A 12,350-nucleotide genomic window follows, 5' to 3' on the forward strand; every position below is an offset into this window, starting at 1 on the left:
GGGCCATGATCCCCTCATTCCTTCGCACCCTCTCCGCAAGCGCCCTGCTGCTTGCCGGGACTCTGATTGCCATGCCGCCGGAGCGCGCCAGCGCTCAGGATTCCGGCGCCCTGCAGATCAATTGGGAGGTGCGCAACCGCTTCCGGCTGTTCCGCGAGGAGCGCGACTTCCTGCTCCATGTCGAGAACGCCCGCAACCGCAGCATCCTGGCCGCCGAGCAATCGCTCGAGCTCCAGAGCGAGGGCCGCGGCTGGGCCCGCAACATGGTCAACCGGCTCTGCATCGACCTGCAGGGCCGGGTCAACCAGCCCTGCACCCGTGACAATACCAAGGAAAACTACCTGACCCCGATCGACCATCCCGTCACCGTGCGCCTCGTCGGCGCGGTGCCGGTCGGCGCCACCTGCGCATGGTCGTTCGACGACGGCGACGGGCCTCAGCAATCGACCTTCGACTGTGCCGAGCCGATCAATCTGCGCGTTCGCTACGGCAAGCAGACGGTCGCGACCGTCGACGTCTCCTCCGGCTCCGATCCGACCCAGCGTGTCCAGACCGAGATCCAGGTCCGCGACATCTTCGTCGCCGGCCTCGGGGACAGCATCGCCTCCGGCGAAGGCAATCCGGACCGGCCGCTGGCGCTGTCGGACGAAGGCTTTTGCTTCCGCTCCTATCTGGGCACCGCCGGCGCGCAGTACTACCGGCCGAGCCGCCACGGCTTCAAGGGCGGCCGTGCCTGCGAGGCGCCGGATACGCTCGCCAACTGGCAGCGTTACAGCGCGCTCTGGTTCAACTCGCCGTGCCACCGCTCGCTCTACAGCTACCAGACCCGCACCGCGCTGGCGCTCGCGGTGCGTTACACCCACATCGCCGTGACTTATCTTCCGCTCGCCTGCACCGGCGCCAGCATCGGCGACGGCTTGCTCGGCTCGCAGCGTGCCCGCGAATGCCCGCCCGGCAAGACCGGTGTCTGCAACACCAGCGTGAATGCGCAAGTCGCCGAGTTGCGCGAGGCGCTCACCGCGGCCAAGAAGCGCCAGCCCGACCGCACGCTCGACCTCGTGCTGCTGTCGGTCGGCGCCAATGACGTCTATTTCTCCGGTCTCGTCGCCGACGTGATCGTCGAGACCGCAACCGAGCGCGCGCTGTTCCGCCGCTCCGGCGTGATGGCGACCGTCGACGATTCCCGCGACGCGCTGGCGCGCGAACTGCCGCAGAAGTTCGTCAAGCTGCGCGAGGCGCTCAAGCCGCTGGTCGGCGGCGACCTCTCGCACGTCGTCTATGTCTCCTACGCCAACCCGGCGCTGGCAGACGGCGGCGTGCCCTGCCGCGGCGGCAAGGCCGGCTTCGACATCCATCCGGCCTTCAACGCCGATCCGCAGCGCCTGGCGCGCGTCTCGACCTTCGTCGACACCGAGTTCCTTCCGCAGTTGAAGGGGCTCGCCACCTGCACCCGCGGCGCGCTGTGCCGCGATCCCGAAGCCGACCGCATGACCTTCGTCGACGCTCACCAGGCGGCATTCGCCGATCACGGCTTCTGCGCCCATTCGGGCAACGACCCCGAATTCGACCGCAGCTGCTTTGCCGAAAACGGCCAGAGCTTCAATCCCGACATCGTGAGCGCGGCGAGCCAGCCGATGCTGTGCGGCCGCGGCGCCTCGGAATATCGCGCCTATCTGCCCCGCGCGCGCTGGATCCGCGACGCCAATGACAGCTATTTCGCCGCGATGACCTATCCGCAAGGGTTACCGGCGGCGAGCCAGCCGACCGACATCCACGACGCCACCTGGGGCGTGCTCTCGGCAGTCTATGGCGGCGCGGTGCATCCGAGCGCGGAAGGGCATGCGGCGATGGCGGACGCGGCGCTGCCGGCCGCAAGCACCGTGCTCGGGCTCGATGCGGTGCCGCCGGGCGTTACGCGCGGGCTGCTCGCGCCGCTGCCGGGCGGCGCGCAGCAGTAGCGAAGACGACGGGATCGTCGCGACATCCGGGACAAATACCGCTTTGCCCATGCGGGCTACGCGCTGCCGCGCAATCGCGGATCTCCCCCGGCCTTCGCTCCATCGATCCAAAAACGGCATCAATCAATGCTGCCTTGAACTTGGACACCTCGCCGCGTGGACCTCTACGACTCGCCTTGGTGGTCGTCTGCGAGATCGAGCGGGTGACGCTCAAACGTTCCTCCTGAGGACTCCCGATGGGAGTTGACCAGGCAACTCAACGGCGGCCCAAAAGCCGCCGTCTTTGTTTTGGGGATGATCGATGCTAGAAGTGCCGGGGAAACGCCTTATCCATCTAAGGCATGTATCGATGTTCGACCTCAATCAGCTCCGCTGTTTCGTCACGGTGGCGGAGGAATTGCATTTCGGCCGCGCCGCGACGCGGCTGAACATGACCCAGCCGCCACTGTCCCGGCAGATCCAGGTGCTCGAGCACATCATCGATGCGCCCTTGCTGGAGCGCACCAGCCGCTCGGTGCGCCTCACACCGGCGGGGCGCAGCTTCCTGCCGGAGGCGCGGCGCATCCTCAAGCTCGCCGAAAGCGCCTCGCAGGTCGCCCGCCGCATCGCGCTCGGCAAGACCGGCTCGCTGAAGATCGGCTTCACCGCGGCCGCGGCTTATGGCTTCCTGCCCGAGCTCGTCGCGGCCTGCCGCGCCAAGCTGCCGGAGGTCGACTTCTCGCTGAAGGAGATGGTGTCGGGTGACCAGTTCGAGGCGCTGACCTCGGGCCAAATCGACGCCGGCCTGCTCAGGCCGCCGATCGCGCGCCCCGAGCTCGCCAGCCGCCGCGTCGTCGCCGAGCCGCTGCTTGCCGCGATCCCGAAGAAGCATCCGCTCGCGAACGCGGACAGCATCACCATCAAGGATTTCGACGACCAGCCCTTCGTGATGTATTCGCCCTATGAGAGCCGCTACTTCCACGATCTCCTGGTGGCGCTGTTCACCCGCGCCGACGTGCTGCCGCGCTATGTCCAGCATCTCAGCCAGATCCACTCGATCCTCGCCATGGTGCGCGCCGGCCTCGGCCTTGCCATCGTGCCGGCGGCGGCGGCAAGCCTGAAGATCTCCGACGTGCGCCTGCGCCCGCTGAAGCTGCGCACGCGCGTCCCCGTCGAGCTGTTCATGGTCTGGCGCCGCGACGACGAGAATCCGCTGCTGTCGGCGCTCGTCAAAATCGCCGGCGAGCTGGCCTCGGCGGAGCCAACGGAAGATTGATGCTGATTTCGCATCGGTCGATATAGGGTTTGGCTTGGACCCGCATCGAACGGTCTCCTAAACCACGGCGCATGGACGCGCAGATGTCGGTGGCGTCCTCCACAGCACGCGATGACGGAGCAGCGCCCGTGAGCAAGATGACCCCGCAGGAAATGGCCCAGAAGATCGGATCGGGCCTCCTCTCCTTCCCCGTCACGCCCTTCAAGGCTGATTACTCCTTCGACGAGGCAACCTATCGCGCCAACATGGACTGGCTGTGCGGCTATGATGTCGCCGGCCTGTTCGCCGCCGGCGGCACCGGCGAGTTCTTCTCGCTGACGCCGACCGAGGTCCCTGAAGTCGTCAGGATCGCGGTCGACGAGACCAAAGGCCGCGTGCCCGTGCTCGCCGGTACCGGCTACGGCACCGCGATCGCCCGCGAGATCGCCGTTGGTGCGGAGAAGGCCGGCGCCGACGGCCTGCTGCTGCTGCCGCCCTATCTCACCCATGCCGAGCAGGACGGCCTTGCCGCCCATGTCGAGGCGGTCTGCGCCGCCGTGAAGATCGGCGTCATCGTCTATAATCGCGACAACGCGATCCTGCAGCCCGACACGCTCGCGCGGCTCGCCGAGCGCTGCCCGAATCTCGTCGGCTACAAGGACGGCATCGGCGACATCGAGCTGATGACCCGCGTCTACACCAAGCTCGGCGATCGCCTGACCTATATCGGCGGCCTGCCGACCGCGGAGACCTTCGCGCTGCCCTATCTCGACATGGGCGTGACGACCTATTCCTCGGCGGTGTTCAACTTCGTGCCGGAATTCGCCACCAACTTCTACGCCGCGGTGCGCAAGCGCGACCATGCCACGATCCAGGCCGGGCTGAAGGACTTCATCCTGCCGCTGATCGCGATCCGCAATCGCAAGAAGGGCTATGCCGTCTCGATCATCAAGGCCGGCATGAAGGTGATCGGCCGCGATTCCGGCCCGGTCCGCCCGCCCCTCACCGAACTCACCGAGAAGGAGATCGCCGAGGTGACCGCGCTGGTGAAGAATCTGCCCGCCATCCGATCGACACAACAAGCGGCAGAATAAGGACGACAACAGCGAGGAGAGAACGATGGCCCTGACCGAGATTTCCGGCGCACCTGTCGTCACGGCGATGCAGGTGATCCCGGTCGCGGGCCGCGACAGCATGCTCCTCAATCTCAGCGGCGCGCACGCGCCGTTCTTCACTCGCAACATCGTCATCCTCACCGACAATGCCGGTCACACCGGCGTCGGCGAGGTCCCGGGCGGACAGAAGATCTGGCAGACGCTGCAGGACGCGCGCGATCTCGTGATCGGCAAGGCCGTGGGCGCGATGAACAACATCCTCGCCGACGTCCGCTCCGCTTTCGCCGACCGCGATGCCGCCGGCCGCGGCAAGCAAACGTTTGATCTTCGCGTCATGATCCACGCGGTCACGGCGATCGAGTCCGCTCTGCTCGATTTGCTCGGCCAGCATCTCAACCTGCCCGTTGCCGCGCTGCTCGGCGAGGGCCAGCAGCGCAGCAGCGTCGAGACGCTCGGCTATCTCTTCTTCGTCGGCGACCGGCGCAAGAGCAAGATGAACTACGTCAGCGGCGAGCCCGGCAAACCCGAATGGTTCAACTTTCGCCATCAGGAGGCCATGACGCCGGAGACCGTGGTGCGGCTCGCCGAGGCCACCCACGACCATTACGGCTTCGCCGACTTCAAGCTGAAGGGCGGCGTGCTTCGCGGCGAGCAGGAGATCGAGGCCGTCACCGCCATCGCAAAGCGTTTTCCGAACGCCCGCGTGACGCTTGACCCCAACGGTGCCTGGTCGCTCGACGAGGCGATCAGCCTCTGCAAGGACATGCGCGGCATCCTCGCCTATGCCGAGGACCCCTGCGGCGCCGAGGCCGGCTTCTCCGGCCGAGAGATCATGGCCGAGTTCCGCCGCGCCACGGGCCTGCCAACCGCGACCAACATGATCGCGACCGATTGGCGGCAGCTCTCCCATGCGTTGCGTCTCGGCGCGGTGGACATTCCGCTCGCCGATCCCCATTTCTGGACCATGCAGGGCTCGGTGCGGGTGGCCCAGACCTGCCGTGACAACGGCCTGACCTGGGGCTCGCACTCCAACAATCATTTCGACATTTCGCTGGCCATGTTCACCCATGTCGGCGCCGCCGCCCCTGGCAAGGTCACCGCGATCGACACCCACTGGATCTGGCAGGACGGCCAGGCCCTCACCAGGGAGCCACTTCCGATCAAGGGCGGCAAGATTGCGGTCCCGGACAGGCCGGGTCTCGGCGTCGAGATCGACAGGGAGGCTATCGAGGCAGCGCATCAGCTCTACAAGAAGCATGGACTTGGCGCCCGCGATGACGCTATTGCGATGCAGGACCTGATCCCGGGCTGGACCTTCGACGACAAGCGTCCCTGCCTCGTTCGCTAAGAAACTCTGGAGGAATACATGACTGCGATCCTGAAGAACTTCATCGGCGGCGAATGGGTCGACGGCTCCGGCGTCACCAGGAACATCAACCCCTCCAACACCAACGACGTCGTCGGCGAATACGCCAAGGCCGACAAGGCGCAGACCGAGAAGGCGATTGCCGCAGCCAAGGCCGCCTTCCCGGCCTGGGCGCAGTCGACGCCGCAGGCGCGCTTCGACGTGCTGAACAAGATTTCCCTCGAGATCCTCGCCCGCAAGGAAGAGCTCGGCCGCCTGCTCGCGCGCGAGGAAGGCAAGACACTCCCCGAGGGAGTCGGCGAGGTCGCCCGTGCTGGCCAGATCTTTGCGTTCTTCGCAGGCGAAGCGCTGCGGCTGATCGGTGAAAAAGGCGCCTCCGTGCGTCCGGGGATCGACGTCGAGCTCACGCGTGAGCCGATGGGCGTCGTCGGCATGATCACCCCCTGGAATTTCCCGATCGCGATCCCGGCCTGGAAGATCGCGCCCGCGCTCTGTTACGGCAACACCGTGGTGTTCAAGCCGGCCGAGCTGGTGCCCGGCTGCGCGCATGCGCTCTCCGAGATCATCGCCAAGTCCGGCATTCCCGCCGGCGTCTTCAACCTCGTGGTCGGCTCCGGTTCGGTGGTCGGCCAGACGCTGCTCGAGCACCCGGACGTGGCCGCGATCTCCTTCACCGGCTCGGTGCAGACCGGCCGCAAGATCGCGCAGGCCTGCGTGCTGTCGAACCCGATGAAGAAGTTCCAGCTGGAGATGGGCGGCAAGAATCCGCTGATCGTGCTCGACGACGCCGACCTCAAGACCGCCGTCGAGGTCGCCGTCAACGGCTCCTATTTCTCGACGGGCCAGCGCTGCACCGCCTCGTCCCGCCTGATCGTCACCGAAGGCATCCACGACCGTTTCGTCGCGGCGATGGCCGAGCGCCTGAACGGCCTGTCGGTCGACGACGCGCTCAAGGCCGGCGTGCATATCGGACCGGTCGTGGACCAGAGCCAGCTCGACCAGGACCTGCGCTACATCAAGATCGGCCAGGACGAGGGCGCCAAGCTCGCCTTCGGTGGCGAGCTGCTCAAGCGCGAGACGCCCGGCCACTACCTGCAGCCGGCGCTGTTCACCGAAGCCAACAACAACATGCGCATCGCGCGTGAGGAGATCTTCGGACCCGTTGCCGCCGTCATCCGCGCCAAGAACTACGAAGAAGCGCTGGCGATCTCCAACGATACCGAGTTCGGCCTCGCCTCGGGCATCTGCACGTCGAGCCTGAAATACGCATCGCACTACAAGCGCAATAGCGAGTCCGGCATGGTGATGGTCAATCTGCCGACCGCCGGCGTCGACTATCACGTGCCGTTCGGCGGCCGGAAGGGCTCGAGCTACGGCGCCCGCGAGCAGGGCTCGTACGCGCGCGAGTTCTACACCACGGTGAAGACGGCTTATACGTTTCCCGGCTGACAGGCTGACATCGTAGGGTGGGCAAAGCGAAGCGTGCCCACCGCTGACGTTCGGTATGAAGCATGGTGGGCACGGCGCGTTGCGCCTTTGCCCACCCTACGGCTTCGGAGGCAAGCGCAAATGGACCAGGACGTCGCGGCGAAAGAGCAGCCCCGCTACATCAAGCTCAACGAGCGCGACAATGTCGCGATCGTGGTCAATGATTTCGGGCTTCCCGCTGGCTCGCGCTTTGCCAGCGGACTGACGCTGCGCGCCTTCGTGCCGCAGGGACACAAGACGGCGCTGGTCGACATCGCGGAAGGCGCGCCGATCATCCGCTATGGCGAGATCATCGGCTACGCGCTCTCCCCGATCCTGGCCGGCGAATGGGTCGACGAAGCCCGCATCCGCATGCCGGAGGCCCCCGACCTCGACAAGCTCGAGATCTCGACCGCGGTCCCCGCGCCGCTGCCGCCGCTCTCAGGCTTCACCTTCGAAGGCTTTCGCAATTCGGACGGCTCGGTCGGCACCAAGAACATCCTCGGTATCTCCTCCTCGGTGCAATGCGTCAAGGGCACGATGGAATATGCGGTCAAGCGCATCCGCGCGGAGCTATTACCGAAGTACCCGAACGTCGACGACGTCGTACCGCTGACGCACGCCTATGGCTGCGGCGTCGCGATCAACGCGCCGGACGCTGTGGTGCCGATCCGCACGTTGCAGAACATCGCGCTCAATCCGAATTTCGGCGGCGAGATTCTGGTCATCAGCCTCGGATGCGAAAAGCTCGCACCCGAGCGCCTGGTGCCGGAAGGCGTCAGCGACGCCATCGTGCGAATGCAGGACGAAGCCTTCGACGGCTTTGGCGCCATCGTCGATGCGATCATGACGCAGGCGGAAGCCCGCCTGAAAATCCTCAACAAGCGCACCCGCGAGACCTGCCCGGCCTCCGATCTCGTCATCGGCCTGCAATGCGGCGGCAGCGACGCTTTCTCGGGCGTCACCGCCAATCCCGCCGTCGGCTTTGCCGCCGACCTCCTGGTGCGCGCCGGCGCCACCGTGATGTTCTCGGAAGTGACCGAGGTGCGCGATGCGATCCAGCTGCTCACGCGCCGCGCCATCAACGAGGACGTCGGCCGCGCGCTGGTGCGCGAGATGGCCTGGTACGATTCTTATCTGGCCCGCGGCGGCGCCGACCGCAGCGCCAACACCACGCCCGGCAACAAGAAGGGCGGCCTCGCCAACATCGTCGAGAAGTCGCTGGGCTCGATCGTCAAGTCCGGCTCGTCCGCGATCACCGGCGTGCTCGCGCCCGGCGAGAAGGCGACGCAAAAGGGCATGCTGTTCGCGGCAACGCCGGCCTCCGACTTCATCTGCGGTACGCTCCAGCTCGCCTCCGGCATGACGCTGCAAGTGTTCACCACCGGCCGCGGCACGCCCTACGGCCTTGCGGCCGCGCCCGTGATCAAGGTCGCGACCCGCACCGAGCTCGCCCGCCGCTGGAAGGACCTGATCGACTTCGATGCCGGCCGCATCGCGACCGGCGAGAAGACCATCGAGGAGACCGGCTGGGACCTGTTCCGCCTCATCCTCGATGTCGCCTCCGGCCGGATCAAGCCATGGTCGGACCGCTGGGGCATCCACAACGATCTGACGCTGTTCAATCCGGCGCCGGTGACTTAGCGAAACCGTCCGGAAACAGTCGTGACGAAGACTTCGTCATCGTTTCGTGCTGTCGCATCACGCAATCAATCGGTTCGTTTGCGGACACACGAATGTCCATATACGAGCGAACCTGCTGCTCCACGATCACGACCAAACCTCCGATTGACATCTTCAACGGAGATTTTCCAATGCGCGTTCTCACAATGATTGCCGTCACCAGCGCCGTGATTGCGGGCTCGACCGGTGCTTTCGCCAGTGAACTACCCACTTACGAAGTGAAGTCATTGCCGATCTCGGCGACACAGGTGCAGGTGCTCGGCGGCGCCGGTGTCGAGGAGCAGTCGAGCGCGCCCTCGATGATCGTCGCCGGCATGCCCGCCTCGCCCGCGCAGGTTTCGGTGCTGTCGCCGCGCGTAAAGCGGCTCGCGAGCGCCGGTTCGGGCAGCGAATCGCACTGAGCCCTTTCGCATCGCTTGTGGCGCCTGCATCTGATGCGGGCGCCGTCAGCGTTTCAGGTCATGCTGCCCGGCATGAAGCAACGCACCCGCGGGTGGCCGTCGATATAGTGCTTCCACACCATGGTGCGGCCGATCTTGTTCGGCTCGGTGATGACGGCACCGTCGGGCACCACGACCCACTCATTGTCGAGATGCACGCGGTAGCGCCCCTGGCTGGACTCCCAATCGACGTCGGCGACGACATAGCCGTCCGCATCCGAGCAGCATTGCCCGTATTCGCTGTGGAGGCTCTCGAACCAGGGCTTTAACGGCGAGTTGGCGTAGCGTCCGTCATCACGCGCCAGCGCCGATGTCGTCACGAACGCGGCGAGACCCAGTAACGGCGCCGCGTACAATCTTGAAGGTCGCGATCTTGGAAGTCGCATATCGTCTCCGCGGGTCGACATGATTGCCGCGCGGGACAATGCGCACTGCCCGCCTTCCGCAACTTTCGCGAAAGGCGCGGAGGCAGCGACTCATTCCCCCAGCAGCTCTGCGGATAGCTATGCAAATCCGGCGCCAGCGTGCATTCCGGGCAACTACTGGAGCCCGTCCGCGGCGCATTGGTCTTTCGGCGGAGATGGCCGGCGCCGACGTTCCGCCTTCCCGAGGATGACGATGCGTGAAGCTACGGCCGATCAGGCGGCCAAGTTGATCGGCAGAGGCCCTTACTGCTTGGGCGCCGGCGCCATCATCATGCCGCCGCCCTTCTTCGCCGCGGGTGCCGGCGGCTTGGTGGCCGGGGCCTGCGCGGGCAAGTATTTCGCGACGATGGCGGGATCGACCTGGGCGATGTTGGTGTCGGGCAGGCGCGTCCAGGTCTCGTCCTTGCCGAGCAGCGAGATGCCGAGATAGCCGCGCAGGGTCAAGGTCTGGCCGTCAGGACTGACCTTCATGTTGGCCTTCCAGATCTGGCCGTCGCGCGGATTGAGAACGTTGCCGCCTTCGTACTTCAATCCCTCGCGCTTCATGTTGCGGACGAAGGAGATGCCGAGCACCGGCGCGTTCTTGCGATCGTCGGTGCACTTGGCGCAGATCTCGTTCGGATCGTCGCCGGGCCTCGGAAAGGTCTTTGCAATCACGCCTTCGAAGATGCCGTTGTGGTCGATGAAGAGAAACCATCCGACCGTCTTCCCGTCTTCGACCTTCTGCCAGAGGCCCGCCGCGGTGGGCTCGGCGGTTTGCGCCGCAGACGGCGTCACCATCGCGAGCGACAATGCAAGCGCGAGAAAGGGAAGCAGCCGAGAGCTGGAAAAATTCCGCATTAGATCACCTTGTTATTCCACGACCGGAATGGCCGCAGACTACGGCGATTTCGCGAACGGTTCCAGCACCAGAAACATGGGGCATTGCCCTCACGGCGCGCCGCCGTCAGTTGACACCGAGCTTCTTTTGCAGGCTGGAGGACGAGGTCGTGTACTGGAACACGAGCCGCTTCTCCGGATAGACGTAGCGATGGGCTTTTTGCGACATCAGCGCGCCCTCGTGGAAGCCGCACAGGATCAGCTTGATCTTTCCGGGATAGGTGTTGATGTCGCCGATCGCGAAGATGCCGGGAACATTGGTCTCGAACGCGGACGTCTCGACCGGCACCAGATTGTTCTCCAGCGCAATGCCCCAATTGGCGACCGGACCAAGCTTCATGGTCAGCCCGAAGAACGGCAGCATGGTATCGCAGGCAATGTCCGTCACGCTGTTGTCGTTGCCCTTGATGGTGGCACCGGTGAGCTTGCCTTCGGCGCCGGAGAGCGCGGTGACCTGGCCGAGCCGGAGATCCATCTTGCCACCGGCAACCAGCGCGCGCATCTGCTCGACGCTGTGGGGCGCCGCGCGAAACTCGTCGCGCCGGTGCAACAGCGTAATGCGCTTCGCGATCGGATGCAGGTTGAGCGTCCAGTCGAGCGCGGAATCGCCGCCGCCGACGACCAGCACGTTCTTGTCGCGGAACGCCTCCATCTTGCGCACGGCGTAATGGACCGAAGTGCCTTCATAGGCCTCGATGCCCGGCACCGGCGGACGCTTGGGCTGGAACGAGCCGCCGCCGGCCGCGATCACCAGCACCTTGCATTCGAACACCTTGCCCGCATCGGTCGTGCAGCGAAACAGGGGATCGCCGATCTTCTCGACCGTCTCGATCATCTCGCCGAGATGGAAGGTCGGATGGAACGGCTTGATCTGCTCCATCAGCGCGTCGGTGAGGCCCTGCCCCGAAACCTGAGGAATGCCGGGAATGTCGTAGATCGGCTTTTCCGGATAGAGCTCGGCGCACTGCCCGCCGACCTTGTCGAGGATGTCGACGAAATGCGTCTTCATGTCGAGAAGGCCAAGCTCGAAAGCGGCGAACAGACCGCAGGGGCCGGCGCCAATAATCAGCACATCGGTTTTGATCACATCGCTCATGTCGTCTCTTTATCGGTCGTTATCGGTTGGACGGCGCCCCGCGGGCAGAGGTGACCCTGCCTGTCTAGCCAACGGGGATGGATCAGGGAAGGCATAAAAGCGGGAGCGCCCCGCAGCCGCGCCCACTTGCCGGGTCAGAATAACTGGGCTGTAACGAGCAAGGATATGACGGAGATCAATCGGTGAACGCACCAAGCCGCCTCGATACGACGCCGCGCCTGGAGGACTATCCCTTCCGCCTCAGCGACAACGTCCGCTTCGGCGATCTCGATCCGAACCATCACGTCAACAACGCGGTCTACGCCACCTATTTCGAGACCGGCCGCGTCACGCTGATGAAGCTGCCCGAGTACGGACTGACGCCGCCAGGGCTCGCCTGGATCATGGTGCGGCTCGACATCCATTTCCGCGCCGAGCTGCACTGGCCGAACACGATCGAACTCGGCCTCGGGGTGGTGAAGCTCGGACGGACGTCGGTGACCTTCGAGCAGGTCGTGTTCTCGCAAGGAAAGTGCATCGCCTCGGCGATGTCGGTCGGCGTCATGCTCGACGAGGCGACGCGGCGGCCAGCACCGCTCAGCGCGGAGATCGTCGAGAAGCTCAGACCCTGGCACAAGCGCGGCGTCGAGGTCGCGACGCCGAACATCTAATTCAGTCCAGAAGAGGCAAGTCTGCGACGATCAGACC

At 65.4% G+C, this 12,350-nt stretch carries 11 protein-coding genes; 8 read left to right on the plus strand and 3 right to left on the minus strand.

Annotated features, from left to right (window positions below; genetic code table 11):
* Positions 1–5 precede the first annotated feature (5 nt).
* The 7 genes from C7G42_RS24375 to C7G42_RS24405 all read left to right on the plus strand — a co-directional run bounded on the left by C7G42_RS24375 (position 6) and on the right by C7G42_RS24405 (position 9,224).
* Positions 6–1,958, plus strand: coding sequence for an SGNH/GDSL hydrolase family protein (locus C7G42_RS24375; protein ID WP_106951495.1), 1,953 nt, complete (start codon positions 6–8; stop codon positions 1,956–1,958).
* A gap of 349 nt (positions 1,959–2,307) precedes the next feature.
* Positions 2,308–3,213, plus strand: coding sequence for a LysR family transcriptional regulator (locus C7G42_RS24380; RefSeq protein ID WP_106951496.1), 906 nt, complete (start codon positions 2,308–2,310; stop codon positions 3,211–3,213).
* Positions 3,214–3,341: 128 nt separating this feature from the next.
* Positions 3,342–4,286 carry a 5-dehydro-4-deoxyglucarate dehydratase gene (kdgD, locus tag C7G42_RS24385; protein WP_106951733.1) on the plus strand — a complete coding sequence of 315 codons (945 nt, stop codon included), beginning with the start codon at positions 3,342–3,344 and terminating at the stop codon, positions 4,284–4,286.
* A gap of 25 nt (positions 4,287–4,311) precedes the next feature.
* Complete coding sequence (gene gudD / locus C7G42_RS24390) at positions 4,312–5,655, plus strand: glucarate dehydratase (protein ID WP_106951497.1); 1,344 nt, start codon at positions 4,312–4,314, stop codon at positions 5,653–5,655.
* 18 nt (positions 5,656–5,673) lie between these two features.
* Entirely contained in the window at positions 5,674–7,122 is a 1,449-nt protein-coding gene (locus C7G42_RS24395; protein WP_106951498.1) for an aldehyde dehydrogenase family protein, read from the plus strand.
* A 120-nt stretch (positions 7,123–7,242) separates the two neighbouring features.
* On the plus strand, positions 7,243–8,784 hold the full coding sequence (gene garD / locus C7G42_RS24400) for a galactarate dehydratase (protein WP_106951499.1): 1,542 nt from the start codon (positions 7,243–7,245) through the stop codon (positions 8,782–8,784).
* Between the two features lie 170 nt (positions 8,785–8,954).
* A complete protein-coding gene (locus C7G42_RS24405; RefSeq protein ID WP_199581113.1) occupies positions 8,955–9,224 on the plus strand; it encodes a hypothetical protein in 270 nt (89 codons plus the stop codon).
* Positions 9,225–9,277: 53 nt separating this feature from the next.
* Here the strand turns inward: C7G42_RS24405 and C7G42_RS24410 are convergent, their stop codons facing one another.
* The 3 genes from C7G42_RS24410 to C7G42_RS24420 form a co-directional block, all read right to left on the minus strand.
* Entirely contained in the window at positions 9,278–9,649 is a 372-nt protein-coding gene (locus C7G42_RS24410; protein WP_106951734.1) for a hypothetical protein, read from the minus strand.
* Positions 9,650–9,931: 282 nt separating this feature from the next.
* Positions 9,932–10,528: a DUF2147 domain-containing protein gene (locus C7G42_RS24415; protein ID WP_106951501.1), complete on the minus strand. Its 597-nt coding sequence runs from the start codon at positions 10,526–10,528 to the stop codon at positions 9,932–9,934.
* Between the two features lie 106 nt (positions 10,529–10,634).
* Positions 10,635–11,663, minus strand: a complete 1,029-nt coding sequence (locus C7G42_RS24420) for an NAD(P)/FAD-dependent oxidoreductase (protein WP_106951502.1) — start codon at positions 11,661–11,663, stop codon at positions 10,635–10,637.
* Between the two features lie 182 nt (positions 11,664–11,845).
* On the opposite strand from C7G42_RS24420, the gene C7G42_RS24425 reads away from it, so the two are divergent.
* The gene (locus tag C7G42_RS24425) at positions 11,846–12,313 is read left to right on the plus strand and encodes an acyl-CoA thioesterase (protein WP_106951503.1); all 468 of its coding nucleotides are present in this window, start codon (positions 11,846–11,848) and stop codon (positions 12,311–12,313) included.
* Positions 12,314–12,350: the final 37 nt, after the last annotated feature.

The organism is Bradyrhizobium sp. MOS003 (genome assembly GCF_003020125.1).
GTDB lineage: Bacteria > Pseudomonadota > Alphaproteobacteria > Rhizobiales > Xanthobacteraceae > Bradyrhizobium.